The 24,843-nt window shown below is 61.2% G+C and carries 26 protein-coding genes; 7 read left to right on the forward strand and 19 right to left on the reverse strand.

Annotation, left to right across the window (positions count from 1 at the left end):
* Genes radA through alr form a run of 3 tightly spaced genes read right to left on the reverse strand, consistent with a single transcriptional unit; the run spans position 1 to position 3,217 of the window.
* Positions 1–1,362 (reverse strand): DNA repair protein RadA, encoded by a 1,362-nt coding sequence (radA, locus tag VF285_RS00160; RefSeq protein WP_346950587.1) that lies wholly within the window; start codon positions 1,360–1,362, stop codon positions 1–3.
* Entirely contained in the window at positions 1,362–2,078 is a 717-nt protein-coding gene (locus VF285_RS00165; RefSeq protein ID WP_346950588.1) for an SDR family oxidoreductase, read from the reverse strand. Before VF285_RS00165 ends, radA begins: the two co-directional genes overlap by 1 nt.
* Positions 2,078–3,217 carry an alanine racemase gene (alr, locus tag VF285_RS00170; protein ID WP_346950589.1) on the reverse strand — a complete coding sequence of 380 codons (1,140 nt, stop codon included), beginning with the start codon at positions 3,215–3,217 and terminating at the stop codon, positions 2,078–2,080. The genes VF285_RS00165 and alr overlap by 1 nt, the downstream gene beginning before the upstream one ends.
* Positions 3,218–3,324: 107 nt before the next feature.
* Here alr and hpnD point away from each other — a divergent pair, with 107 nt between their 5' ends.
* Positions 3,325–4,194, forward strand: coding sequence for a presqualene diphosphate synthase HpnD (hpnD, locus tag VF285_RS00175; RefSeq protein ID WP_346950590.1), 870 nt, complete (start codon positions 3,325–3,327; stop codon positions 4,192–4,194).
* 12 nt (positions 4,195–4,206) lie between these two features.
* Here the strand turns inward: hpnD and rocF are convergent, their stop codons facing one another.
* Together rocF and VF285_RS00185 are read right to left on the reverse strand one after the other, a co-directional pair.
* Entirely contained in the window at positions 4,207–5,172 is a 966-nt protein-coding gene (gene rocF, locus VF285_RS00180; RefSeq protein ID WP_346950591.1) for an arginase, read from the reverse strand.
* A gap of 9 nt (positions 5,173–5,181) precedes the next feature.
* A complete protein-coding gene (locus VF285_RS00185) occupies positions 5,182–6,267 on the reverse strand; it encodes an ornithine cyclodeaminase (protein WP_346950592.1) in 1,086 nt (361 codons plus the stop codon).
* A 133-nt stretch (positions 6,268–6,400) separates the two neighbouring features.
* Here VF285_RS00185 and VF285_RS00190 point away from each other — a divergent pair, with 133 nt between their 5' ends.
* Complete coding sequence (locus VF285_RS00190) at positions 6,401–6,826, forward strand: Lrp/AsnC family transcriptional regulator (RefSeq protein WP_346950593.1); 426 nt, start codon at positions 6,401–6,403, stop codon at positions 6,824–6,826.
* A 21-nt stretch (positions 6,827–6,847) separates the two neighbouring features.
* Here the strand turns inward: VF285_RS00190 and thrC are convergent, their stop codons facing one another.
* The 3 genes from thrC to alaC are packed head-to-tail and all read right to left on the reverse strand — an operon-like array spanning position 6,848 to position 10,733.
* Entirely contained in the window at positions 6,848–8,248 is a 1,401-nt protein-coding gene (gene thrC / locus VF285_RS00195; protein WP_346950594.1) for a threonine synthase, read from the reverse strand.
* Complete coding sequence (locus tag VF285_RS00200; RefSeq protein WP_346950595.1) at positions 8,245–9,549, reverse strand: homoserine dehydrogenase; 1,305 nt, start codon at positions 9,547–9,549, stop codon at positions 8,245–8,247. Before VF285_RS00200 ends, thrC begins: the two co-directional genes overlap by 4 nt.
* Positions 9,546–10,733 (reverse strand): alanine transaminase, encoded by a 1,188-nt coding sequence (gene alaC / locus VF285_RS00205; protein WP_346950596.1) that lies wholly within the window; start codon positions 10,731–10,733, stop codon positions 9,546–9,548. The genes VF285_RS00200 and alaC overlap by 4 nt, the downstream gene beginning before the upstream one ends.
* Before the next feature lie 175 nt (positions 10,734–10,908).
* Here alaC and VF285_RS00210 point away from each other — a divergent pair, with 175 nt between their 5' ends.
* From VF285_RS00210 to pdxA, 4 genes are read left to right on the forward strand one after another with little or no spacing between them, the layout of a single operon-like run.
* A complete protein-coding gene (locus VF285_RS00210) occupies positions 10,909–11,352 on the forward strand; it encodes an Mth938-like domain-containing protein (RefSeq protein WP_346950597.1) in 444 nt (147 codons plus the stop codon).
* The gene (locus tag VF285_RS00215) at positions 11,352–11,822 is read left to right on the forward strand and encodes a peroxiredoxin (protein ID WP_346950598.1); all 471 of its coding nucleotides are present in this window, start codon (positions 11,352–11,354) and stop codon (positions 11,820–11,822) included. The genes VF285_RS00210 and VF285_RS00215 overlap by 1 nt, the downstream gene beginning before the upstream one ends.
* 20 nt (positions 11,823–11,842) lie before the next feature.
* A complete protein-coding gene (locus VF285_RS00220) occupies positions 11,843–13,534 on the forward strand; it encodes a PhoH family protein (RefSeq protein ID WP_346950599.1) in 1,692 nt (563 codons plus the stop codon).
* A gap of 8 nt (positions 13,535–13,542) precedes the next feature.
* Positions 13,543–14,535 (forward strand): 4-hydroxythreonine-4-phosphate dehydrogenase PdxA, encoded by a 993-nt coding sequence (pdxA, locus tag VF285_RS00225; protein WP_346950600.1) that lies wholly within the window; start codon positions 13,543–13,545, stop codon positions 14,533–14,535.
* Positions 14,536–14,592: 57 nt separating this feature from the next.
* On the opposite strand, the gene VF285_RS00230 is transcribed toward pdxA, so the two are convergent.
* The 9 genes from VF285_RS00230 to VF285_RS00270 all read right to left on the reverse strand — a co-directional run bounded on the left by VF285_RS00230 (position 14,593) and on the right by VF285_RS00270 (position 21,662).
* Positions 14,593–15,972: a replicative DNA helicase gene (locus tag VF285_RS00230; protein ID WP_346950601.1), complete on the reverse strand. Its 1,380-nt coding sequence runs from the start codon at positions 15,970–15,972 to the stop codon at positions 14,593–14,595.
* A 146-nt stretch (positions 15,973–16,118) separates the two neighbouring features.
* Positions 16,119–16,574 carry a 50S ribosomal protein L9 gene (gene rplI, locus VF285_RS00235; protein ID WP_346950602.1) on the reverse strand — a complete coding sequence of 152 codons (456 nt, stop codon included), beginning with the start codon at positions 16,572–16,574 and terminating at the stop codon, positions 16,119–16,121.
* A 15-nt stretch (positions 16,575–16,589) separates the two neighbouring features.
* Positions 16,590–16,871 (reverse strand): 30S ribosomal protein S18, encoded by a 282-nt coding sequence (gene rpsR, locus VF285_RS00240; protein ID WP_346950603.1) that lies wholly within the window; start codon positions 16,869–16,871, stop codon positions 16,590–16,592.
* Between the two features lie 45 nt (positions 16,872–16,916).
* Positions 16,917–17,219 (reverse strand): primosomal replication protein N, encoded by a 303-nt coding sequence (priB, locus tag VF285_RS00245; protein ID WP_346950604.1) that lies wholly within the window; start codon positions 17,217–17,219, stop codon positions 16,917–16,919.
* A gap of 10 nt (positions 17,220–17,229) precedes the next feature.
* The gene (gene rpsF / locus VF285_RS00250; RefSeq protein WP_346950605.1) at positions 17,230–17,595 is read right to left on the reverse strand and encodes a 30S ribosomal protein S6; all 366 of its coding nucleotides are present in this window, start codon (positions 17,593–17,595) and stop codon (positions 17,230–17,232) included.
* A 162-nt stretch (positions 17,596–17,757) separates the two neighbouring features.
* Positions 17,758–18,573 carry a GTP cyclohydrolase FolE2 gene (gene folE2 / locus VF285_RS00255; protein ID WP_346950606.1) on the reverse strand — a complete coding sequence of 272 codons (816 nt, stop codon included), beginning with the start codon at positions 18,571–18,573 and terminating at the stop codon, positions 17,758–17,760.
* The gene (dxs, locus tag VF285_RS00260; RefSeq protein ID WP_346950647.1) at positions 18,570–20,432 is read right to left on the reverse strand and encodes a 1-deoxy-D-xylulose-5-phosphate synthase; all 1,863 of its coding nucleotides are present in this window, start codon (positions 20,430–20,432) and stop codon (positions 18,570–18,572) included. The genes folE2 and dxs overlap by 4 nt, the downstream gene beginning before the upstream one ends.
* A gap of 34 nt (positions 20,433–20,466) precedes the next feature.
* Positions 20,467–21,387, reverse strand: a complete 921-nt coding sequence (locus tag VF285_RS00265) for a polyprenyl synthetase family protein (RefSeq protein ID WP_346950607.1) — start codon at positions 21,385–21,387, stop codon at positions 20,467–20,469.
* Complete coding sequence (locus VF285_RS00270) at positions 21,384–21,662, reverse strand: exodeoxyribonuclease VII small subunit (RefSeq protein ID WP_346950608.1); 279 nt, start codon at positions 21,660–21,662, stop codon at positions 21,384–21,386. Before VF285_RS00270 ends, VF285_RS00265 begins: the two co-directional genes overlap by 4 nt.
* A gap of 171 nt (positions 21,663–21,833) precedes the next feature.
* Here VF285_RS00270 and VF285_RS00275 point away from each other — a divergent pair, with 171 nt between their 5' ends.
* Positions 21,834–22,967, forward strand: coding sequence for an aromatic ring-hydroxylating dioxygenase subunit alpha (locus VF285_RS00275; RefSeq protein WP_346950609.1), 1,134 nt, complete (start codon positions 21,834–21,836; stop codon positions 22,965–22,967).
* 12 nt (positions 22,968–22,979) lie between these two features.
* Here the strand turns inward: VF285_RS00275 and VF285_RS00280 are convergent, their stop codons facing one another.
* Positions 22,980–23,846 (reverse strand): sulfurtransferase, encoded by an 867-nt coding sequence (locus tag VF285_RS00280; RefSeq protein ID WP_346950610.1) that lies wholly within the window; start codon positions 23,844–23,846, stop codon positions 22,980–22,982.
* On the reverse strand, positions 23,843–24,760 hold the full coding sequence (locus tag VF285_RS00285) for a DMT family transporter (protein WP_346950611.1): 918 nt from the start codon (positions 24,758–24,760) through the stop codon (positions 23,843–23,845). The genes VF285_RS00280 and VF285_RS00285 overlap by 4 nt, the downstream gene beginning before the upstream one ends.
* Between the last annotated feature and the right edge of the window lie 83 nt (positions 24,761–24,843).

Genomic DNA, 24,843 nt, shown 5'->3' on the forward strand with positions numbered 1-24,843 from the left:
TCAAGCACTCTCGTTCAGCACAGCCAGGATGTCTTCGATCCGATCCACCGCGTGGACCTGCAGGCCCTCAATGGGCTGGCGCGGCACATTGGCACGCGGGATGACGGCACACTCGAAGCCCAGCTTGGCGGCTTCCCGAAGGCGTTCCTGCCCACGTGGCGCCGGCCGAATTTCGCCCGCCAGGCCGATTTCGCCAAAAGCGCACAACCGAGGTGGCAGCGGCCGGTCGCGCATGGACGAGATCATGGCCAACGCCACCGCGAGGTCGGCTGCTGGTTCCATGATGCGCACCCCGCCCACGGCATTGACGAACACGTCCTGGTCGTAGGTTGCAATCCCGGCATGCCGATGCAGGACGGCCAGCAGCATGGCAAGCCGGCTACTTTCCAGCCCCACCGACAGGCGGCGCGGATTGGGAACGTGAGCAGTATCCACCAAAGCCTGTACCTCGACCATCAACGGGCGCGTGCCTTCTTGTGTCGCCATCACGCAAGAACCTGCCACGTCCTTGGAATGGCCGGCCAGAAACAGGGCTGAGGGATTGCTCACTCCCCGCAGGCCACGATCCGTCATGGCGAAGACGCCGAGTTCGTTCACGGCGCCAAAGCGGTTCTTGACCGCGCGGACCAGGCGGAACGAGGTATGGGTGTCGCCCTCAAAGTACAGAACGGTATCCACGATATGCTCGAGGACACGAGGCCCGGCCAGCGCACCATCTTTGGTGACGTGTCCGATCATGATCAGCGTGATGCCCGTCTGTTTCGCGATCCGCGTAAGCTGCGCTGCACACTCTCGCACCTGAGATACAGATCCCGGTGCGGCCGTCAGCTCACTCGAATACACAGTCTGAATGGAATCAATCACGGCCACGCCGGGCTGGCGCTGCGTGAGGGCATCGATGATCTGTTCCAGCCGGATTTCGGCTAAAAGGTCGACCCCATCACCCGACACGCCCAGGCGCTGCGCACGCAGCGCCACCTGCTCGGCGGATTCTTCACCCGTGACATACAGGACGGGCCCGCGCTCAGAAAGACTGGCCAAGGCCTGCAGCAGCAAAGTGGATTTTCCAATACCAGGGTCGCCCCCAATGAGCACGACCGCTCCTGCGACCAGCCCACCGCCCAGCACACGGTCGAATTCTTCGATGCCGCTGGGGTTACGGATCTGCTCATGGGCCTCGATGTCGGCCAGGCGCCGCACGGGCGTGCTGCCGGCAAGCGGCGCAAATCGATGCGATGGTGCGGCTGATTCACGCGTTTCCTGGAGCGTGTTCCAGGCCCCGCAATGGGGGCATCGCCCCTCCCATTTGGCGCAGGCCGCTCCGCATTCCGTGCACAGAAAAAGCGTCTTTGCCTTGGCCATCAGCGGCCCGCCAGGCTACCGCCCCCATCGACCCCCAACTCCTGGCCCGTAATGTAGGATGCTTCGTCGCCCAGCAGAAACACGACAGCGGCGGCCACCTCGGCCGCCTGCCCCAACCGCCCCATGGGAATGGTCGACAGGACAGTCTTTTCTGCGTCGCTACCCACCGGGTATTCGTCCCTGAACAAACCCGTCTCGACGGGGCCCGGTGAAACGGCGTTGACCGTCACTCCAAAGGGCGCCAGCTCAAGCGCCCAGGTCCGCGTGCATCCGAGCAGAGCGCTCTTGGCAGCCGAATAGCTGGTATGGCCCGCAGACCCATACACGGCGCGTCCGCAAATGTTCACGATGCGGCCCGCCTTGCGTGCTTTCATGCCCGGCACGAAGGCCTGCACGGCTTGCACAGCGACGCGCACGTTCAGATCGAACGACTGATAGAGTGAAGCCAGATCGACCTCGCCCAAGGCCTCTGCCATGACCGGTCCCACACAATTGACGACGGCATCGACCGGATATTTCTCGCGGATGGCGCGCAGCAGTTCTTCGGTTTCGCCCGCATTGGCCAGATCACAGGCATACAGATAGCCAGGAAAGTCGATGTCGGCGGTATTGCGTGCGAGGCCCACCACATGGCAACCTTGGTCGGCCAGCCGCTGACTGATGGCCCAGCCTATGCCTTTGGTGGCACCCGTCACGAGCACACAACTGTTTTTCATTATGAATTTCCGAGAGTGGAACGGGTTGACACCTGGCGTGGCACACGAGGCATCACGGCCGTAAGCAGTTCATAGCCAATAGTGCCACACGACTGGGCGACCTCGTCGACCGAAGGCCCGCCCTGCCCCCAGAGTACAACGGGCGAGCCCACATGGGCCTGCGGTACCGGGTCAAGATCCACGGCAAGCATATCCATGGATACCCGCCCCAGCAGACGCGTGCGGACCCCCGCCACTGTGACCGGGGTGCCTGTGACGGCATGCCGGGGATAGCCGTCGGCATATCCACAGGCCACGATACCCACCCGAGTGGCCCGTGTGGCCCTGAACGTCTGCCCATACCCGATCGCCTCACCGGCCGGCAATACGTGGGCACTGATCAACTGGGCGCTGAGCGTCATGGCCGGACGCAAACCCAGAGATTCAGCCGAGCGATCCGCGAAAGGCGACGCGCCATATAGACAGATGCCCGGGCGCACCCACTGCGCATGATCGGTCACGTGCGCGGCGAAACCTGGTGTGAGCGTGGCGGCCGAATTGCATACGCTCACCGGCCCCGGCAAACCTTGAGTCGCCCGCTGAAACCGTGCCAGTTGCTCGGACGTGACGTCTGGATCGTCATCGGCGCGTGCGAAATGAGTCATCTTGCCGATCTCGGCCAAAACCCCTGATGCCTTCAATGCCAGTGCCCGATCAAATGCCGCACGATATTCATCGGGCTGGAAACCCAGCCGATGCATCCCGCTGTTGAGCTTGACGAAAGCATTCAAGCCGCGCACGGCAGGCGTGGCCTCAAGCATGGACAGTTGCTCGGCACAATGCAAGGTGGTCGCAATACCGTACTGCTGAAGAACAGAAATATCCGCCGGCTCAAAAAAACCTTCGAGCAATAGCAGCGGCCCCTTCCAGCCTGATTCTCGGCAATGGATGGCTTCGTCCAAATCCAGCATGGCCAGCCCATCTGCTTTGGCAAAGCCGCATAAGGCCACGTCCAGCCCATGACCATAGGCATGCGCCTTGATGACGGCCCAGATGAACGGGGCCTGGCCCTGCGCATCCTGAGCCAGATGCTGGCGTACGACGTGCAAGTTGTGGGACAAGGCTTCGGTGTCTAGAGTCGCCAGAATCGGGCGAGGCATGGAATCCCCCAAAAGCTAGAATGGCACCACCCACAGCGGCAGGCCGCGCTCAGTATACTGCCTGCCATCCAACGCGATCTCACGGATCAATTCCTCGCTTCACCGCCATGACTCCCGACGAATACTGCAAGAACAAGGCCGCCCAAAGCGGTACGAGTTTCCACTATGCCTTCCTGTTCCTGCCCCCCGCACAACGGCGGGCCATGACTGCACTGCAAGCCTTTTGCCGTGAGGTCGAGGATATCGTGGAACAAACCACCGAGGCCTCTGTGGCACGCATGAAGCTCGCCTGGTGGCGCAGCCAGGTCGAGCTCATGTTTGGCGGCAAACCCGACCACCCTGTGGCGATCGCGCTGACACCCCATATCGCTGCCTGCGCGCTGACGGCAGATCCTTTCTATGCTGTCATCGAAGCCTCTGAGCGCAACCTGGACCAGTTCCGTTATCCGGATCGGGCTGCACTTCAGCAGTACTGCTGGCTTGCCAGTGGCCGGATCAGCGGTCTCACGGCGGGAATCCTGGGAGAACCCTCACCATCCGCCATGAAGTTTGCCGAAGCACTGGGAATTGCCCTGCAAATGAGCACGATCCTCGCCGACGTAGGTGAAGACGCGCGTCGCGGGCGCATCTACCTGCCCGCAGACGCGATGGATCGTCATTCAGTGACCGTCAACGAAGTACTGGATGGACATTACTCGGCTCAATTTCAGGCGCTGATGGGCGAGGAGCTGAAGGACACGCGAGCACTCTACCGTGACGCCATGCAATTGCTGGACGAAGCGGACAGGCGGGCGCAGCGCCCGAACTTGATTCTCGCCGCCATCCATTGGACCTTGCTGGGTGAACTGGAACGCGATGGCTGGCACGTGCTGGACCAGCGTATCGCGCTCACTCCCATCCGCAAATTCTGGCTTGCGTGGCGGACCTGGGTCAATGGCGGCCGTCATATCGCTCGTCAGCTGGCAACACACCCTTGACCTATGGCGCGCTCAGGAGACCCCCGCACGGGGGCCGGCCAAACCCGTGCGCCGGCCCATCAGGGTGCGCTTCCCGAACAGGCTTTCGATGAGTTCCACGGCCACCCGCGCGGTAGCATTACGCACGTCCAGGGCCGGGTTGAGCTCCACGATGTCCACCGACCCCACACGACCGGTGTCCGCCAGCATTTCCATGCACAACTGAGCCTCGCGCCACGTAGGGCCCCCGAGCACCGTGGTCCCAACGCCAGGCGCATAACCGGGATCGAGAAAATCGACGTCAAAGCTCACGTGCACGTGAGCATCAACCGGCAAGTCCGCCAGCGCAGCCTCCATCACCGCCCGCATGCCCCATTCATCGATCGCCCGCATGTCGTAGACGTCCAGCCCCTGCGCATAGACGAATTCGCGCTCTCCAGCATCCACGCTGCGAATTCCGATCATCCGCATCTCATCAGGGACCAAGGCGGGTTCAGCCCCGCCCAGACAGACCAGCTCGTCGGGCCCAAAGCCACACAGGCAGGCCACCGGCATGCCGTGAATGTTGCCACTGGGGGTGAGTTGCACCGTATTGAAATCCGTATGCGCATCGAGCCAGAACACGCGCAAAGGCTGATGGCGTTGATGACAATAGCGCGCCACTGCTCCGACCGACCCGACACCCAGGCTATGGTCTCCGCCCAACATCATGGGCAGTCGGCCTGCTTGCATCTGCTCCCTCACGGCGGCGTGAATACGCCGATTCCACTCAACTACCTGCGCAAGGTGACGATATCCCTGATCTGGCGGTAGCCAGGGATTGGCGGGCCCGGCAAGATTTCCGGTATCCATGACGGTACAGCCGCGCCCCTGCAAGGCGCGCGCCAACCCGGCTACCCGCAGCGCCTCGGGGCCCATGGAAGCCCCGCGGGTTCCCGCGCCAATGTCGGTCGGCACACCGATCAACGCCACTACAGGTGAAGCCGCAGACCCAGTCATGGCCACTCCTTACGCACGCACCGCTTCGGGCTCGTGCACGGATTGCGCAAGCCACCATCCAAACAAATCCCTTGGATCATCCTGCGAGGAAGTGACGTCCACCCACGAGCCCACCCCAAAGCGTTCCGCTGCAGCGCGAAGGAAGCGAAGCGCAGCATAATCCTCGAGGGCAAACCCCACGGAGTCGAACACGGTGATCTGATCGGGCCCAACCCGGCCCGGAGCGACCCCCGTCAGGACCTGCCACAGCTCGACAACCGGAAAATCAGCCGGCATCTGCTGAATCTCACCTTCTTCCCGGGTCTGCGGCACGTATTCCACAAAGACCGAAGCCCTTGGGAGGACAGCAGGATCGAGTTCTGTCTTGCCGGGACTATCACCGCCTACGGCGTTGATGTGCATGCCTGGTTCGAGCATGTTGGCCGTCAGCACCTGAGCAGGGCCTTGATGAGCCGTCAAGGTACTCACGATGTCGGCGCCCTGGATGGCCTGTGCCGCAGAGTCGCAGATCTGAATACGGAATGGCGTGTCAAAGGCATGAGCATTCAGCAGATTGCGCTGCAAGCGTTCGGAGGCAGCCTGATCCAGGTCGTACAGGCGCAGATCCTGAATCCCCAACAACGCACGAAAAGCCATTGCCTGAAAATCGCTTTGTGCACCGTTACCGATGATTGCCATGACCCGGCTGTCCGGTCGCGCCAAGGTGCGCGCTGCTAGCGCGGAATTCGCCGCCGTGCGCAAGGCGGTCGTCAGCGTCAGTTCACTGAGCAAACGGATCATGCCGGTATCGCAGTCCAGCAGGGCTCCCATGGCCATCACGGTCGGCAGACCGTACCGCCCATTGTCCGGATGACCGTTGACGCATTTGAAGGTGTAATGTCGGCCATCCGTGATCGGCATGAGCTCGATGACGCCTGCGTCCGTGTAGGCACCGATGCGCGAAGCCTTGTCGAAATCAGGCCAGCGCAAATAATCTTCTTTCAGGATACCGGCCAATTCTTGCAATGCCGCAGGAACGCCCATGAGATGAAGCAAACGCGCCACATCGTGGGTATCCAGCAGCCGGGTGCGAGGCCGTGTGATGGAAGTCTTCATGGCGTATCTCCAGAATGGATCTGCATTCAGTCTGGAGCACGGACGCGACAATGTATATCGTCAATTTCGCCTGAGAAACGACATAAAATTGACAGATTGCTGCCTCTGACTGTGCACATTGAGCAAACACGCCATGGACACCCTCGATCAAACCCTCATCCGCCTGCTACGCGCCAACGCGCGAGCCAGTATCGCCACGCTGGCGCACCGCCTTGGGGTAGCGCGTGGCACCGTGACGCAACGCATGAGAAAACTGGAAGACGCCGGCCTGATTGTTGGCTATACCGTACGCCTGCGGCCAGACGCCCAACCGCAGGCGATTCAGGCCTGGATGTGCATCGCCGTCGAAGGCAACGAAGCCCGTACCGTCATCGCCAGCCTGCTGGGCGAACCGGGCGTTGCCACCTTGCACGATACCAATGGGCGCTGGGACCTGTTGGCCGAATTGCGCGCCTCGGATCTGCAAGAGCTATCGCAAGTGCTAGAGCGCATCCGGTTGATTCGGGGGATCAGCCAGTCAGAGACCAGCATCCACCTGAAGACGTACCGAACCGCCTAGTCCAAGCCCCAGGAACCCCGGCTACAGTGCATGCTGCTGCACGTAGTCGGCGACCTGCTGCACGCTGCAATCGATGATCCGGACACGCTGCTCACGCCGGGACAAGTCAGCCAGCGCCTCCGGGACCGGAGGCCGAATGCCCGTGGCCTCTTCGATGGTGGCCGAAAACTTGGCCGGCAAAGCAGTCTCCAGTACCAGCATGGGGACGCCGTCCTCGAGGTGTTCGCGGGCTACCTTGACTCCGTCAGCCGTGTGCGGGTCGATCAACACCCCCGCTTCCTGATGCACAGAGCGAATGGTCTGCAGGCGATCAGCATGCGAACTGGAGCCCGCCACAAACCCGTATTCGGCGGTGAATTTGGGCTTGAGCGCCGACAAATCGAACTGCCCGTTTTGCTTCAACTCTTGCATGAGCGTCACCACCCGACGGGGGTCGCGCCCCACCAGATCGAAGATGAAGCGCTCAAAATTCGAAGCCCTGGAGATGTCCATGGAAGGGCTGGACGTCGCAAGGGTCTGACGGGCCGATCGGGGGCGATAGACCCCTGTGCGGAAAAATTCTTCGAGCACGTTGTTCTCGTTGGTGGCCAGCACCAGACGACGGATCGGCAAACCCATTTGACGGGCGATATGTCCCGCAAGAATGTTGCCAAAATTGCCCGAAGGCACGGCAAACGAGACTTCTTCACCCGGGAGATGGGTCATGCGCAACCACCCCCAGACGTAATAAACGACCTGCGCCGCGATCCGGGCCCAGTTGATGGAATTTACCGCCCCCAGATGATGTGCACTTTTGAAGGCCAGATCGCCCGAGAGTGCCTTGACGATGTCCTGGCACTCGTCGAACACCCCGCGCACGGCCAGATTATGGATATTGGCATCCTGCAGGGAATACATCTGGGCACGCTGAAAATCGCTCATCCGGCCGTGTGGAGAGAGCATGAACACCGCCACACCTTTTTTACCGCGCAACGCATATTCGGCGGCAGACCCCGTGTCTCCCGAGGTGGCCCCCAGAATATTGAGCGTCTGGCCCCGTTGCGCCAGGACTGCTTCAAAGACTTCGCCCAGAAACTGCATGGCCATGTCCTTGAACGCCAGCGTCGGGCCTTCGGACAGCCCGAGCAGCGACAGACCGGACGACAAGGGCTTCACAGGCGCAATACGCGGAAATACGCTGGGGGCATAGGCGGCCCTGGTCATGCGTTGTAGGGCCTCGGGGGTCATATCGTCGATGAACAGACCCAGTACCTGGGCGGCCAGATCGGCGTAATCCAGGTTGCGCCACGCTTCAAGTTGCACAGAAGACAACTTGGGCAGACTGGCTGGCAGAGTCAACCCGCCATCCGGTGCCAGCCCTTCGAGCAAGATATCGCAAAATGGCAGGGGGGCCATCCCGCCCCGAGTCGACAGGTATTTCAATTGATGTTCTCCACACGCAGGCGCGTGACCCCCGAATGTACAAAGGGTAAATCGTGAATGATCCGCAAGGCCTGCTGCACGTCGCCTTCGCGTGCCTCATGCGTCAGGAAAATGATGTCGGCCTGATGTTCACCGTGGGGTTGCTGGAACATCGAGCCCACGGAAATTTTTGCCTGTGACAAAATGCGGGCCAGGTCAGCCAGTACCCCTGGCCGGTCGTCGACCCGAAGGCGCAGATAAAAGCTGGTACGGACCTCGGCCATGGGCAAAATCGGGATATCGGCCATGGCATCGGGCTGAAACGCCAGATGAGGCACGCGATGCTCCGGGTCGGCCATCTGCAGGCGAGCCACATCCACGAGGTCGGCCACTACCGCCGAGGCCGTAGGCAAAGCGCCCGCACCCTGCCCATAGTACAGAGACGGCCCCACCACATCGCCACGCACCAGAACCGCATTCATGGCGCCCTCTACACTGGCCAGCAGGCAGTCCGCCGGCACCAGCGCCGGGTGCACGCGCAATTCGATTCCGTCTGGCCGATGCCGCGTGATGCCCAGCAACTTGATGCGATAGCCCAGTCGCTCGGCGTGGACGATGTCTTCGGAGGCCAGATGCGAGATGCCTTCGATATAGGCGCGGTCGAACTGCACGGGAACGCCAAACGCCAGCGAAGCCAGCAAGGTGAGCTTGTGCGCAGCGTCCACCCCCTCGACATCGAACGTGGGGTCGGTCTCGGCGTAGCCCAGGCGCTGCGCCTCGGCCAGCACTGTCTCGAAGGGAAGCCCGCGCTGGCGCATCTCGGACAAAATGAAGTTGGTGGTGCCATTGATGATGCCCGCCACCCACTGGATCCGATTGGCCGTCAGGCCCTCGCGAATCGCCTTGATGATCGGGATACCGCCGCCGACGGCTGCCTCGAAGGCGACCATCACACCCTGCGCTTGAGCCGCCGCGAAGATCTCGTTGCCGTGCACGGCAAGCAACGCCTTATTGGCCGTCACGACGTGCTTACCCTGAGCGATCGCCTCCAGAATGCACTCGCGGGCGACCGTCTCACCGCCCACCAGTTCGACGATGATGTCGATATCCGGATCATGCACCAGCGACTGGACATCAGTGGTCACCCGCACATCCGGTCCCACCAGTGCACGCGCCTTGGCCACATCACGTACCGCCACGGCCGCCACCTCGATGTGGCGCCCCGCCCTGCGAGCGATCTCGCCGCCATTTTGCTTCAGAACGGTCCAGACGCCACCGCCAACGACTCCGAGGCCCAGCAAACCTACACGCACAGGTTTCATTTCAGGAGTCCATCCTTGCGAAACATGTCCTTGATGCCGCGCACTGCCTGACGAATGCGCTGTTCGTTCTCGATGAGCGCAAAGCGCACGTACTCGTCGCCGTAGTCGCCAAAACCGATGCCGGGCGAAACAGCCACCTTGGCTTCCGACAGCACGCGCTTGGAAAATTCAAGCGACCCCAGTGCCCGGTAGGGCTCCGGGATGTGCGCCCAGATGTACATGGATGCTTTCGGGATGTCCACCATCCAACCGGCTTCATGCAGGCTGCGCGCCAGTACGTCCCGGCGATTGCGATACTGCTCCACGACTTCCGCCACGCAATCCTGCGGGCCCTCCAGGGCGGCGATGGCCGCTACCTGAATCGGAGTAAAGGTGCCATAGTCGTGATAGCTCTTGATACGCGCCAGGGCGTGAACGAGCTCACGGTTGCCCACCATGAAGCCTACGCGCCAGCCTGCCATGTTGTAGCTCTTGCTCATGGTGAAGAATTCGACCGCCACGTCGCGCGCGCCGGGTACCTGCATGATGGACGGGGCCACGTAGCCATCGAACGTGATGTCGGCATAGGCCAGATCATGTACCACCAGGATGCCGTGCTCACGCGCAAGCGCTACGATGCGTTCGAAGAACGACAGATCCACACACTGCGCGGTCGGGTTGCTGGGAAACCCGAGAATCATCATCTTGGGCTTGGGAATCGCCTCGCGCACGGCACGTTCGATTTCCTCGAAGAAATCCAGGCCGGGCGTCATCGGAACCGACCGGATGCTCGCCCCTGCGATCACCGCACCATAAATGTGGATGGGGTAGCTGGGATTGGGCACGAGGACCGTATCGCCACGATCGAGCGTCGCCAGCATCAAGTGCGCCAACCCCTCTTTGGAACCAATGGTCACGATCGCTTCGGTCTCGGGATCGATGTCAACCCCGTAGCGCCGGCCATACCAGTTGGCGATGGCTCGGCGAAGCCGCGGGATGCCCTTGGACACGGAATAGCCATGCGTGTGATCCCGGCGTGCGACCTCGACCAGCTTGTCGACGATGTGCTTGGGGGTGGGACCGTCCGGGTTGCCCATGGACATGTCGATAATATCTTCACCGCGCCGACGGGCAGCCATCTTGAGCTCCCCGGTAATGTTGAATACATAGGGGGGCAGGCGCTCGATGCGCGGAAAGCTCGTCATGATGGACCTCAGGCGATGGAAACGGCAGACAAGATGAATGCAGTGCAGCAAATCCATTAATCTAGCGCATGGACGGCTGTCTCGCAAATAGCTTTTTTCGGTGGTGCAGCACCCAAACGGCCGCCAGTGCCGCCAGGCGATTGCGCTATCATCATGATGAATACCGGAGCAAGCCGTGCTATTGCAAAAAGATTCCAATCCCGAACTGAACACCGTGACGGCCTACGGAGACGATTACCTGGAAATCAACCGCGAGCGGTTCGAATCAGCGATCTGTTTCACGCCTCAGGGGCCGGTGCGCAACCTGACGGTGCGCTTGCCGGCAGAAATCGATGCGGCCCTGCTCAAAACACTGGTGGGGCTGGAAGCTGTCGTGCAAGACCCGCTCGCTTTCCTGGACGACACACCGCTGGCGTTGCCGGCCGACGCCCCCGAGGTCGTACTGATCGGCACAGGGTCCCGCCAAGTGTTTCTGTCGCCCGAAGTGATCCAGCCCCTGCTCAAACTGGGTATCGGGGTCGAAACCATGACGACCCAGGCGGCTGCCCGTACCTACAACATTCTGATGTCCGAAGAGCGCCACGTCCTGGCGCTCCTACTTCCTGGAGCCATTCGCTGATGACAGCCCTGCAAATCGGTCACGCACTCCCCGCCTTCAAGGCAGACAGCACCCAAGGCCCTTTCGATTCAAAGGCCCTGCTGGGCAAGCCTTGGGTGCTCTACTTCTACCCCAAGGACAACACGCCAGGCTGCACGCTCGAAGCCCAAGACTTTCGTGACCACCACGCCGATTTTCAAGCGCTGAATTGCAGCATCTATGGCGTGTCGCGCGACTCGGTCAAGTCACACGACGGGTTCACCGAAAAACAATGCCTGCCGTTCGCACTCATCTCTGACCCGGACGAAGCCTTATGCGAGCAATTCGGCGTGATGAAACTCAAGAACATGTACGGTAAACAGGTGCGTGGTATCGAGCGCAGCACCTTCCTGATCGATGCCAAGGGCCAGCTTGCGCAAGAATGGCGCGGCGTCAAGGTTCCTGACCACGTAGCAGCAGTCCTGAAGGCCGTTCAAGAACTGGCTCGCTAGCAGCCACCCACGGAGCCTGTATGCCCCTTCCAAAAGCGCCGACCCGTCTGGGCGCCACCGTCGAACTCGATACCTCGCCCGCCCTCGTCGCGGTCGCTCCCGTGGTGGAGTCCCCAGTGCCCGAGCCCAGAGCAAGCCACCCCGCGAAACATCCGTTGGCTGCCATCCTGACCAAACCGCGCGCACCGGAAGAACCCAAGACGAAGCAATCCCGCCCTACTCCTTTGCCAACTGCAGCCGCTACACCCCGCGCAGACAGCACGACGCCGAAGGCAAGCACGCCCCGATCCAAACCCAAGCGCCTGCCGACCGCACAACGCAAGCTCTTTGTGCTGGACACCAATGTGCTGCTGCACGACCCTTCGTCGCTGTTCCGCTTCGCAGAACATGACGTATTCCTACCCATGATCGTGCTCGAAGAGCTGGATCACCAGAAAAAGGGGATGTCCGAGGTCGCTCGCAACGCACGCCAGGTCAGCCGCTATCTGGACGAGCTCATTGGTACCGCCGATCTCAGCAAGGGCGTGCCGCTGGACACGCTGGGCCACACGGACGCGCTCGGGTCGCTGTACTTCCAGACGGCGCAGCCAATGGCTACGCTCCTGCCCCAAGAACTGCCCATGAGCAAGGCGGACAACGTCATTCTGGGCATCGTGCACGGGCTGCGAGAACAACAGCCCAAGCGCGAGATCGTGCTGGTGTCCAAGGACATCAACATGCGCCTGAAGGCACGGGCGCTTAATCTGCCGGCCGAAGACTACCTGAACGATCACGTGCTGGACGACTCCGATCTCCTGTACGACGGTGTCATGCCGCTACCCGAGAATTTCTGGAACAAGCACGGCAAGGATATCGAATCCTGGCAGCAAAACGGTCTGACCTGGTACCGCGTGCGAGGCCCGCTATGCGGGCAATTCATCGTCAACGAATTCGTCTACTACGAAGGCGAAATGCCACTGTCGGCACAGGTTCGAGAAACCACGGGCAAGAACGCCGTGCTCTCCACGCTGCGCGACTTCAGCCACTCCAAGAACAGCGTCTGGGGCATCACAGCCCGCAACCGCGAGCAAAACTTTGCGCTCAATCTGCTCATGAACCCCGAGATCGACTTCGTGTCGCTGCTGGGTCAGGCAGGGACCGGCAAGACGCTGCTCACTCTGGCGAGCGGCCTGGCGCAAACCTTCGAGACCAAACGCTATACCGAAATCATCATTACCCGGGCCACTGTGCCGGTCGGTGATGACATCGGGTTTCTGCCGGGTACCGAAGAGGAAAAGATGCTTCCCTGGATGGGAGCCCTGGAAGACAACCTGGAAGTCCTCCATCAAGGAGCCGTCGGCGGCCTGGGCGCCACCAGCAATGGACAGGACTGGGACAAGACGCCCGCCATGGATATGATCCGATCGCGCATCAAGGTCAAATCCTTGAACTTCATGCGGGGCCGCACCTTCCTGAACAAGTACCTGATCATCGACGAGGCGCAGAACCTCACGCCCAAGCAGATCAAGACACTGACGACCCGGGCCGGGCCCGGGACCAAGATTGTCTGCCTGGGGAACATCGCCCAAATCGACACACCCTACCTCACGGAAGGCAGTTCGGGGCTGACCTACGTCGTAGACCGATTCAAGGGCTGGCCGCACGCAGGCCACGTCACCTTGCAACGCGGCGAACGTTCGCGCCTGGCCGATTACGCCAACGACGTGCTGTAGCAGCAGCGATGTCACGACACGCGCAACCACTTGCCTTCACGATGGGAGATGCTGCCGGCATCGGCCCGGAACTTATCGTGCGCCTCTTTGCCGAGGGGCTCCCTCACCCCGCCGTAGTGTATGGCGACGCGGGCACCCTGGAGCGCGCCCGCGATGCGCTGGGCCTGTCGGGTTCACTGCAAGTCATATCAGTGAAGTCCCCGGGCGCAGGCCACACCGGCGCCTTCATTGAAGTTCTGAGCCGTTCTCAGCCACTGCCGGCCACGCTATCCATTGGACACATTCACGCCGAGGCGGGGCGCGGCGCGTACGAATACCTGTGTCACGCCATTGATGATGCCCTGGCGGGCCATCTCAGGGCCATCGTCACCGCACCACTGAACAAGGCTGCCATGAGAGCTGCCGGCGTCGACTTCCCGGGGCACACTGAAATTCTAGCCAGCCGCACGCACACGCATGACTACGCCATGATGCTGGCCAACGACGAGCTTCGGGTCCTCTTGGTCACCATCCATGTCTCGTTGGCCAGCGTACCAGCAGCAATCAGTATCGAGGCCGAACTGACCGCGATCCGGCTCGCGCAGCGGGCCTGTCTTCAGGCAGGCATCGCTCACCCTCGTATCGCAGTTGCCGGCCTGAATCCGCACGCGAGCGAAGAAGGCGCATTTGGCAACGAAGAAGCACGCTTCATCGCGCCCGCCATCGCGCAGGCACGGACGGAGGGCTTGCAGGTGTCGGGGCCGTGGCCTGGCGACACCGTCTTCATGCGCGCCCGCCAAGGAGAGTTCGACATCGTAGTCGCCCAATACCACGACCAGGGCCTCATCCCGATCAAATACCTGGGACTGGACACCGGCGTCAACGTCACAGTCGGGCTTCCCTTCGTGCGCACCAGCGTGGACCATGGAACTGCCTTCGACATCGCTGGCAAGGGCATCGCCGACCCCGCGTCGCTACGCGCGGCCATGCGCCTGGCGCTGACCATGTCGGCAAACGATTAGCGTCTCATCCGCGCGTGCATCCGCCGCCCGCGCAAGCACCTTTCCGACTATGAGGCGTCAGAAGCCCGGCGCCGTCGAGAAGTTCAGGAAGCGGGTGCTGGCCCCCTGGAATGTCAGACGCACAGTCCCGATAGGGCCATTACGCTGCTTCCCGATGATGATTTCAGCAGTGCCCTTGTCGGGAGAATCTGTGTTGTAGACTTCATCCCGATAGATGAAGATGATGAGGTCGGCATCCTGCTCGATAGCACCTGATTCGCGCAGATCGCTCATGACCGGCCGCTTGTTGGGGCGTTGTTCGAGGCTGCGGTTGAGCTGCGACAAGGCCATGACCGGGCAATTGAGCTCCTTGGCCAGGCTCTTGAGCGATCGGCTTATCTCGGATATTTCCGTGGCGCGGTTTTCGCCCGAGCCGCTGGACGACATGAGCTGCAGATAATCGATGATGACGAGCCCGAGCTGACCACATTGACGCGCCAGTCGGCGCGCACGGGCACGTACCTCCATTGAGGTCATTGCCGGAGTCTCGTCGATGTAGATCTGCGCTTCTTCAACCTTTTGCACGGCGTGGGTCAGACGTGGCCAGTCTTCCTGAGTCAGCTTGCCGGTCCGCATGCGATGCTGATCGAGCATGCCCACCGACCCTATCATCCGCATGGCAAGCTGTACCGCGCCCATTTCCATGGAAAACACCGCCACCGGCAGCCCTTGCTCGATCGCGACGTGCTCGCCCACATTCATGGCAAACGAAGTCTTGCCCATCGACGGACGCCCCGCCACGATGACCAGATCACCCGCCTGAAGCCCCGAGGTCATCCGATCCAGGTCGTTGAAACCCGTGGGCACGCCCGTGACGTCAGAGTCGCCCTCCCGATGATAGAGCTCATCAATCCGCTCAACCACCTGGGCCAGCAAGGGGCGGATCTCCTGGAACCCTGCCATGCCACGCGACCCTTCCTGGGCAATCTGGAAGACACGGGACTCAGCCTCGTCCAGGATCTGTCGCGCCTCTTTGCCCTGGGGGTTGAAGGCTGCCGAGGAGATCTCATCTGCGATGGAGACCAGCTTGCGCAGCATCGAGCGCTCGCGGACGATCTCGGCATAACGCCGAATGTTGGCCGCCGAAGGGGTGTTGTGCGCCAAGGCATTCAGATACGCCAGGCCACCACATTCCTGGGCCTTGCCCGCCGTCGCCAGTGATTCATGCACCGTGACCACATCGGCCGGCCGCGCCAGGCCCACCAACCGCACGACGTGCTGCCAGATCAAGCGGTGATCGAACCGATAGAAGTCATCGTCGACCAGCACGTCTGCAATACGGTCGAACGCCGCATTATCGAGCAGCAGCCCCCCGAGGACGGACTGTTCGGCTTCGATGGAATGTGGCGGCACCCGCAGATAATCCAACGGGGCGTCGGTCTCGCTTTCTGCGCTCACCCTTACGTCTCCAGATATTGCCCAGCAAAAAGGCCGGCGTTGCGCCGGCCTTTTTTATCCGCGCCCCGTCACTTCTGCAGTGAGAAATGTAGCACGGTGCGCGGAATGCCCCGCCAGGAAATGACCCTGAGCGAGGACTCGTGGCCTCAGGCCATCTCACCTTGGACCGTGAGCGTGATGTCAGCCACCACGTCAGCATGCAGGGCCACTTGCAGCGGGAACTCGCCCACCGCCTTGATGGCCCCATTGGGCATGCGAATCTGCCCTTTGTGCACGTCGGTGAAGCCAGCGGCCTTCAGGGCCTCGGCCACGTCAATAGTCGTGACTGAGCCAAACAGACGGCCGTCGACACCAGCCTTCTGGCCAATGACCAACGCATAGCCGTGCAGCTTTTCAGACATCGCCTGAGCCGCGGCCAGCTTCTCAGCCTGATGCTTTTCGAGTTCTGCGCGGCGAGCTTCGAATTCTTGCAACGCCGCAGGCGTCGCGCGACGCGCGATTCTCTGGGGAATCAGGTAGTTGCGGGCGTAGCCATCGCGCACGCGAACCACGTCGCCCAGACTTCCGAGATTGACGACTTTTTCAAGCAGGATGATTTGCATGATGGTTCCCTGGTCTCAATGGTGGTTGTCGGTGTACGGCAACAGGGCCAGAAAGCGCGCACGCTTGATGGCCGTGTCCAGCTGGCGCTGGTAGTGCGCCTTGGTACCCGTCAGGCGAGCCGGGATGATCTTGCCATTTTCCTGGATGAAATCGCGCAGAGTGTCCAGATCTTTGTAATCGATCTCTTCAACCTTGGCGACCGTGAAGCGGCAGAATTTACGGCGCTTGAACAGCGGATTCTGTTGCCCGAATTTGCGTTTGTCCTTGGTGTTGGACGACTTCTTGAAGAAAGCCATGATATTTGCCTTTATGGGTTGCCGGGCAAGGCCCGGCGAATTCATTCACTGTGCGGGTGCAACCGCCTGAACATGGAGAACCAGCTGAGTCGACCGCTGGTGCAAGGGAGCGAGAAACCCACTGACCTGCACTGAGGACTCGGGGGCAAGGCCAGACAACGATTCTGCCAGCTCCCCAAGGGCGACCGCCGAGATTTCCAGCGCAACGCGACGAATTGAACCCGCTTCTTGTACGTCTGACTGATGCTGTAGTCCGAACCGAAAAACCGGTATGCCGGCCGGCGTATGCCTAAGCGGTCCGCACTGCGTCAGACGTGCGGTGAGCTCGACCCGATTCACGGATTGCACCCACGCCGTATCAGGATTTGACGGGTTCCGCAGCAGCCTTGCGAGCCTCTTCGCGCTCGACCGACTTCATCATGAAAGAAGGCTCGGTGTGGGCTTTCTTCATTTTGATGAACAGGGAACGCAGGATGGCGTCGTTGTAACGGAACGAATGCTCGAGCTCTTCGAGGGCGGGTTCGCCGCACTCGATGTTAAAGCACACATAGTGCGCCTTGACGAGCTTCTGAATCGGGTAAGCCAGCTGACGGCGGCCCCAGTCTTCGACGCGGTGGATGGTGCCGCCGTTCGTCGTGACCATGGTCTGATAGCGCTCGATCATGGCGGGCACTTGCTCGCTCTGATCGGGGTGCACGATAAACACTACTTCGTAGTGACGCATGAATGACTCCTTGTGGATATCTGCGATGTTGACAGACAGCCCGTGAATAGGTGAAAACCACACCTGCCAAAGACCTGCAAACAGACGATCTTTGGCGCTTCAAGCGGGCAAGTAACCCGAAATTCTAGCACGATTGCGGGTCGGCCTTGTGATACCCACCCTTTATTGGCTGGATACCACGGCGTAGGCGGAGTGATTGTGGATGGATTCGAAGTTCTCTGCGGTGACTTCGTACTGCGACACCCCTGGCTGGTGCTGCAGCAGTACGGCCACATCGCGCACCAGGTCTTCGACGAACTTGGGGTTCTCGTAGGCGCGCTCAGTGACGTACTTTTCATCTGCCCGCTTGAGCAAACCCCAGAGTTCGGAAGAGCCCTGCGCCTCGATACGCTGAATCAGAGTGTCCAGATCCAACGCCGTCGGCACCGCTAGAAACGTCAGGCTGGCAGTCACGTGAGAGCGCTGATTATGCGCCCCATACTCGGAGATCGCCTTGGAACAAGGGCACAGGCTGGTGACCGGCACCCGCAATCGCAACGAAAAGCAGGCGCCTTGATCGCGGTGTACATGCACCGACCAGCGCACCTGATAATCCATGAGACTGCGCACCCCCGACACAGGCGCGGATTTTTCCATGAAATACGGAAAATCCGCCACGACGTCGCCGGCCTCGGCGTGCAGGCGATCGAGCATGCCTTGCGCCATTGCGCACAAGCCCGCCGGGGTCATGGGCTCGGCCCGGTGTGCCTCCAGCAGGTCGATGAAGCGCGACATGTGCGTGCCCTTCTCTTCAGCAGGCAACGCCACCGTCATTTCCCACTGGGCAATCGTCGTCTGGGGCTGTCCCTTGCCGGACGCCAGCAACAGGGGGTGCCGCACACCACGCACACCCACTCGCTGAATCGGAACCCGGCGAGTGTCCGTCCCACTTTGCACGTCCGGCATGGTGGTCACAGCCGGGTCCAATAGGGTGTTCATGAAATGGTCCTATTCAAACGCTCGCGTATCGACGCTTCGATTCCTTGGGCATCCAGGCCCAACCCAGACAAGATCACCTTTTGATCTCCGTGGTCAATGAATTCATCTGGCAAACCCAGTTGCAGGACAGGGCACACGGCCGCCACCTGGTTGAAATATTCCACCACAGCGCTGCCCGCACCTCCCATGATCGCCGCCTCTTCAAGCGTGACAAACCACTCATGCGACTGCAGCAATTCGTCGAGCAGGGCTGTATCCAGCGGTTTGACGAAGCGCATGTCCACCAGCGTGGCGTCCAACGCCTGTGCCGCCTTGGCGGCCTCGGCCAGCAGCGTGCCAAATACCAGGACTGCGATCTTTTTGCCGCGCCGGCGCACTACCGCGCGACCGATGGCAACAGGTTCGAGCGTGTCACCGGGATCGGCACCACACCCTGCCCCACGAGGATAGCGGACGGACGCTGGCCCCGGATGGAGATAGCAGGTATTGAGCAGAAGACGCGCCTCGTGCTCGTCCGAGGGCGTCGCAATCACCATGTGAGGGATGCACCGCAGGTAAGCAATGTCGTAATTGCCCGCGTGCGTGGCGCCATCTGCCCCCACAATCCCGGCACGGTCCAGGGCAAAGGTCACGTCCAGATTCTGCAGCGCGACGTCGTGGATCAGCTGATCATAGCCGCGCTGGAGGAAAGTGGAATAAATGGCCACTACCGGTTTGCAGCCTTCGCAGGCCAAGCCGGCCGCAAAGGTGACTGCGTGCTGTTCAGCAATGCCCACATCGAAGTAACGCTCCGGGAAACGGCGCTCGAACTCGACTAGGCCACTTCCTTCGCGCATCGCCGGGGTGATGCCCACCAAATGGGCATCGGCCTGGGCCATGTCGCACAGCCATTGGCCGAACACCTGCGAAAACGTCTTGCGGCCCGGGGTCTTCGGCTTCTGTATCCCGACCAGGGGATCAAAGCGTCCCGGGCCGTGATAGAGCACAGGATCGGCCTCGGCAAGCTTGTAGCCCTGCCCCTTGCGCGTAACCACGTGCAAAAACTGCAGGCCACCCAGTTCACGCAGATTCTCGAGCGTCGGAATCAGCACGCTCAAATCGTGTCCATCGATAGGGCCTACATAGTTGAACCCCAGTTCTTCGAAAAGCGTCGCCGGCGACAGCATGCCCTTGGCGTGCCCTTCGAGTTTGCGGGCCAGCTCAAGCACGGGAGGGACATGCTGCAGCATGGCCTTGCCCATGTTCTTGGCGCGCGCATAGAAGCGACCCGACATCAGACGGGCAAAGTAATAGTTCAACGCCCCCACAGGCGGTGAGATCGACATGTCGTTGTCATTGAGCACCACCAGCAGATTGATGTCGGGAATGACTCCGGCGTTGTTCAAAGCCTCGAACGCCATCCCTGCGGTCATTGCGCCATCACCGATGACTGCAATATTCTGGCGCGCAATACCGGCGTTGCGCGCGGCGACTGCCATGCCCAACGCCGCCGAGATCGACGTGGAGGAATGCGCCGTGCCGAAAGCGTCATAGGGCGACTCGCTACGCTTGGGAAAACCTGAAATGCCCCCAGCCTGCCGCAGCCCCGCCATGGCCTCGCGGCGCCCCGTCAGGATCTTGTGGGGATAGGACTGATGACCCACATCCCACACCAGCCGGTCTTCGGGGGTATGAAACACGTAATGCAGAGCCAACGTCAGCTCGACCACGCCGAGGTTCGACGAAAGGTGACCGCCCGTGTGCGAGACCGATTCGAGCAGGAAGGCCCGCAGTTCTGTGGCCAGCCCCTTGAGCTCAGAACGATCGAGCCGACGCAGATCGGCGGGAGACTCAATTTGTTCCAACAAACTCGTCATGATTTCTTGTGTCATCGCGACTTCCGATACCCCCGGACTAATGAGAGCGGCCAATGATGAAATCGGCCAATTCATGCAGACGGGCCGAAGATGGCCCCAGCGGCAACAAGGCCGCATGCGCCTGCTCCTGAAGGCTGGTCAATAACCGCCGCGAGCCATCCAGCCCCATCAGCGAAACGTAAGTGGGCTTGCCATGGGCTGCATCCTTGCCGGCGGTCTTTCCCAAAGTAGCAGAATCGGCCGTCACATCGAGGATGTCATCGACCACCTGGAACGCCAACCCCATCGCCGAAGCATAGTCTTCCAACCCCGTGCGGGCGGTCGAGCTTGCACCGGCCACAACCCCCCCAAGAAGGACACTGGCCTCAAGCAAAGCCCCCGTTTTCATGCGGTGCATGCGCTGGAGAGACTCGACGGGCAACACCTGCCCCACGCTGGCGCAATCAATGGCCTGCCCGCCGACCATTCCTTCGCCGCCGGCCGCCTGAGCAAGCAACTGCACGGCCTGCACCACCAGGGCGGGCGCAATGGGCATCTGGGCCAGACACCCAAACGCAAGAGGCTGCAACGCATCACCCGCAAGCATGGCAAGGGCCTCATCGTCGAACTGGCGATGGACAGTAGGCCGCCCACGACGCAAGTCGTCGTCGTCCATGCAAGGCAAGTCATCGTGCACCAGCGAATAGGCATGAATCAGTTCAACCGCCGCTGCAGCGCAGTCAAGCGCCAGATCTTGCGCGGTTGTTGCCCCCCCCGCCACACGGCTGGCCTCGCCGGCTGCCAGCACCAGTGCTGCTCGAATTCGCTTGCCGGGTCCGAGGACTGCATAGCGCATGGCCTCACGCAAGCGCCCAGGCCCCGAGTCATCCTGGAGCGGCAACAGTTCGTCGAGCACCGCCTCTATATGAGTAACAGCCTCTTGCAACCAGATGTTGAACTCGGCTGAAACCCCTGTCATGACGCATCCTGCGAACCCACGTCTGCCAGCGGCTCGAGCAACTGGCCTTGCAGCACCTGTACCTGCTGCTCGGCCGCTTCAAGGCGTTGCTGGCAGACGCGCGCCAAGGCAACACCCCGCTGATACAGCGCGAGAGAATCATCCAGGCCCAGATTCCCTTCGCTCATGCGGCCTGCCAGCGCCTCGAGCTCAGCCAGCGCCGTCTCGAAGTCGTCAGGCAGCGAAGCCTCTTGCTGCTTTTCGGCCAAAGGCAGCGGGGTTTGATTTTTCACCATGGATTTCATCTTTGCGGTCCAGACAGCAATTGTACGAGAACCCGCAGCCCCATGATATAAACCTGCGTAAGCGCCTGCACGTCCACCATACGACCCGGGTCAACTCATCCTGGTGGGACAGTGAGGTACAATTTTTGGCCCCGGCTTCTCGTCTTGCAGGGGGATCAAGCCATGACCAATCCATACATCCCGTCCGGCACGGACCTGGCCAGCCAGCTTTCCGTGCAGCATTATTTCGACGCCGAAATCCTGCAGAAAGAGCAGCAACGCATCTTCGCTCACAGCGCCCGCTACGTGGGCAACGAAAAAATGGTGCCACAGCCTGGTGACTGGCGCACGCTCACACAAGAAGGCAGTGGCCGTGCGCTGGTGCGCGATGCGCAAGGCACAATTCGTCTGCTGTCCAACGTCTGTCGGCATCGTCAGGCATTGATCCTCGGAGGCCAGACCGGACGAGACCCCACGTGCGCCTCGGGCAATCTGTGCCAGACGGGTGGCCGGCTGCTCTGCCCGATTCACCAGTGGAGCTACGACGCGCAAGGCGCCCTGCTGAACGCCCCGCTGTTTCCGGAAAAACCCAGGGTACGCCTCGAGCAGTTCCCCCTGCACAACTGCCACGGCCTGCTCTTCGAGGGTGAACGCAACCCTTCTGAGGACATAGGCGCCCTGTTCAAACGCCCCGAATTCGATTTTTCGGACTACGTCCTTGATCACGTGGAAGTCCACCAGTGCCATTACAACTGGAAAACGTTCATCGAGGTATACCTCGAAGACTACCACGTGGGCCCATTTCATCCCGGGCTCGGGCAATTCGTCACGTGTGACGACCTGAAATGGGAATTTGCAGCATTTCACAGCTTGCAACGCGTCGGAATCCACCAGGCGCTGGGCCAGCCCGGCACCGACGTCTACAAGGTCTGGCACGACCGGCTGCTCAATTACCGGTCGGGATCAGCCCCCGAATTCGGCGCGATCTGGGTCACTTATTTTCCAACCCACATGATCGAGCTGTATCCGCACGTCCTGGTGCTTTCGACGCTCTACCCGGTGAGCCCCCAGGAAACCGTCAACGTCATCGAGTTCTACTACCCCGAAGAAATCGCGGCGTTCGAGCGCGATTTCATCGAAGCGCAACAGGCAGCCTACCTTGAGACTGCCATCGAAGACGACGAAATCGGCGAACGCATGGATGCGGGCCGGCGAGCCCTGATGGAGCGCGGAACCAGCCAATGCGGCCCCTACCAGACACCCCTGGAGGACGGCATGGCCCACTTCCACGCCTGGTACCGCCGCATGATGGACTGAAAAGAGCCGGGCTCAAAGGCCTTTGGCGACTGGCCGCGAAGGATCACTGCACCATTCGCTCCAGGAACCCGAATACAGTGCTGACCCCTTCAGGCCTGCCAGTTCCATTGCAAACAAGTTGTGGCAGGCGGTGATCCCCGAACCGCACTGATGAACGATCCCGTGGGAAAGACTATCTCCCAGCAAAGTTTCGAACTCGGCACGCAGGTTTCCGGGGGACTTGAAGCGGCCATCTGCCTGCAAGTTGAGCTTGAAGGCGCGATTCACGGCCCCCGGGATATGCCCAGCGACGGCATCCATCGGCTCGACTGCCCCGCTGAAGCGCTCGGGCGCACGCGCATCAAGCACCGTGAAGCGTGGATCCGCCAGGTTGGCCAGCACCGCGTGCACATCCACGAGGGGCATCGACGGCTTCCCCGAGAGCACTTGGCTTTGAATGGCCTGGGCCTCGCTCAGTTTTGGCGTGCGAGCCCCGGTTTCGAGTTCGCCCTGAATGGCCTGCCAGGCCGCGAGGCCGCCATCAAGCACCGACACGGACCCGTGCCCCAGCCAGCGCAACATCCACCACAGGTGCGCCGCAAACATGCTGTTGCCGGCATCATAGACGACAACATCAGACCGCGCCGTCAGGCCTTGAGCCCGCATCAAGGCCGCAAAATCACGACGAGTCGGCAAGGGGTGACGGCCGTTGTGCCCGGTGCGCGGCGCACTGAGCTGGGCCTCGTGATCCAGATACAGCGCGCCGGGGATATGCCCCGCCTCGTAGGCACGCCGACCCGCTTGATGATCGGCAAGATCGTGGCGCACGTCAAAAACCAGGCATCCCGGCTGCATCAGGCGAGTTCGAAGGGCCTGAGCTTGAATCAGCAAATCAGTCATGACGATGAGTCCTCTTGAATGACAGTCGCCGCCTGCGCGGTTGCAGAGACCGACGCTCCCCTGAGCATACGGGCCTCGGAATAAGTACGCCAAATAGAGAGCAGGCCGGAGCCAATGATGAGCGCGATGCCGGCCCACGCCAGGAACGCAGGCCGGTCGCCCCAGAACACGACACCGATCAAGGCCGCAAAGATGATGGTCATGTACTGCAAGGCCGCCGTCAACAGGGTTGACCCCAACCCGAATGCCCGCGTCATGGCCAGCTGTCCCACCAGGCCGGCCGAACCCAGACCGGTCAAAGACAAAAGCGCCAGAGGATCATGCGTATGCCATCCCACGAACGAAAGCCCCACCAGGCTGCTGATCACCACGCCACAGGAAAACAGCAGGACCGTGAGCCACTCGGGCTCACCGATACGCCCGAGCTGGCGTATCTGCATCATGGCAATGGCAGCAAGCGCCCCCGCCCCAAGCCCCATGAACGCAGGAAACCACTGGTCGTGTGTGATGCTGGGCCGCAGAACGCCCAGCACCCCCAAAAAGCCTGCGACCACCGCCAGGATGCGGACCGGATCTCGTTGAGCCCCGCCGGCTACCAGCAGCCACCCGGCAATGAACAGCGGCGCAGTGTAATTCAGGCTGGTGGCGGTGGGCAGTGGCAAATAGAACAAGGCGTAAAAGCCTAGCCACATGGACGTGATGCCGGCCACGTTGCGCCAGACATGCAGACGCCAGCTTGTGGGGCGTATTGCCCGATGCGTGGATCGCACCCAGAAAAGCAGCAGCAGCACCGAAGGCACACCACGAAACAGCACGATTTCGGGCAACGACGCACCCAGGCTGGCCGCCACCTTGACGAAGGCGCCCATCATGGCAAACATCGCGCAGGCCAGCAACATCCACAGCGACTGCATTGAGTTCCTGTACGATCAGTTCATTGATTTGGCGACCGCGCCATCACTGCACATCAACAAGCCGATACTATACACTTTGGGCA

Source organism: Castellaniella sp. (assembly GCF_036379515.1).
Classification (GTDB): Bacteria; Pseudomonadota; Gammaproteobacteria; order Burkholderiales; family Burkholderiaceae_B; genus Castellaniella.

Excerpts from the sequence above, each read along its gene's own strand:
- radA (WP_346950587.1), bottom strand. The coding sequence starts at position 1,362 with ATGGCCAAGGCAAAGACGCTTTTTCTGTGCACGGAATGCGGAGCGGCC.
- pdxA (WP_346950600.1), top strand. The coding sequence starts at position 13,543 with ATGTCACGACACGCGCAACCACTTGCCTTCACGATGGGAGATGCTGCC.
- alr (WP_346950589.1), bottom strand. The coding sequence starts at position 3,217 with ATGCCTCGCCCGATTCTGGCGACTCTAGACACCGAAGCCTTGTCCCAC.
- VF285_RS00200 (WP_346950595.1), bottom strand. The coding sequence starts at position 9,549 with ATGAAACCTGTGCGTGTAGGTTTGCTGGGCCTCGGAGTCGTTGGCGGT.
- VF285_RS00190 (WP_346950593.1), top strand. The coding sequence starts at position 6,401 with ATGGACACCCTCGATCAAACCCTCATCCGCCTGCTACGCGCCAACGCG.
- VF285_RS00265 (WP_346950607.1), bottom strand. The coding sequence starts at position 21,387 with ATGACAGGGGTTTCAGCCGAGTTCAACATCTGGTTGCAAGAGGCTGTT.
- rpsF (WP_346950605.1), bottom strand. The coding sequence starts at position 17,595 with ATGCGTCACTACGAAGTAGTGTTTATCGTGCACCCCGATCAGAGCGAG.
- VF285_RS00275 (WP_346950609.1), top strand. The coding sequence starts at position 21,834 with ATGACCAATCCATACATCCCGTCCGGCACGGACCTGGCCAGCCAGCTT.
- rocF (WP_346950591.1), bottom strand. The coding sequence starts at position 5,172 with ATGACTGGGTCTGCGGCTTCACCTGTAGTGGCGTTGATCGGTGTGCCG.
- VF285_RS00220 (WP_346950599.1), top strand. The coding sequence starts at position 11,843 with ATGCCCCTTCCAAAAGCGCCGACCCGTCTGGGCGCCACCGTCGAACTC.
- VF285_RS00270 (WP_346950608.1), bottom strand. The coding sequence starts at position 21,662 with ATGGTGAAAAATCAAACCCCGCTGCCTTTGGCCGAAAAGCAGCAAGAG.
- alaC (WP_346950596.1), bottom strand. The coding sequence starts at position 10,733 with ATGACGAGCTTTCCGCGCATCGAGCGCCTGCCCCCCTATGTATTCAAC.
- VF285_RS00215 (WP_346950598.1), top strand. The coding sequence starts at position 11,352 with ATGACAGCCCTGCAAATCGGTCACGCACTCCCCGCCTTCAAGGCAGAC.
- rplI (WP_346950602.1), bottom strand. The coding sequence starts at position 16,574 with ATGCAAATCATCCTGCTTGAAAAAGTCGTCAATCTCGGAAGTCTGGGC.
- VF285_RS00185 (WP_346950592.1), bottom strand. The coding sequence starts at position 6,267 with ATGAAGACTTCCATCACACGGCCTCGCACCCGGCTGCTGGATACCCAC.
- VF285_RS00280 (WP_346950610.1), bottom strand. The coding sequence starts at position 23,846 with ATGACTGATTTGCTGATTCAAGCTCAGGCCCTTCGAACTCGCCTGATG.
- VF285_RS00165 (WP_346950588.1), bottom strand. The coding sequence starts at position 2,078 with ATGAAAAACAGTTGTGTGCTCGTGACGGGTGCCACCAAAGGCATAGGC.
- hpnD (WP_346950590.1), top strand. The coding sequence starts at position 3,325 with ATGACTCCCGACGAATACTGCAAGAACAAGGCCGCCCAAAGCGGTACG.
- VF285_RS00285 (WP_346950611.1), bottom strand. The coding sequence starts at position 24,760 with ATGCAGTCGCTGTGGATGTTGCTGGCCTGCGCGATGTTTGCCATGATG.
- folE2 (WP_346950606.1), bottom strand. The coding sequence starts at position 18,573 with ATGAACACCCTATTGGACCCGGCTGTGACCACCATGCCGGACGTGCAA.
- rpsR (WP_346950603.1), bottom strand. The coding sequence starts at position 16,871 with ATGGCTTTCTTCAAGAAGTCGTCCAACACCAAGGACAAACGCAAATTC.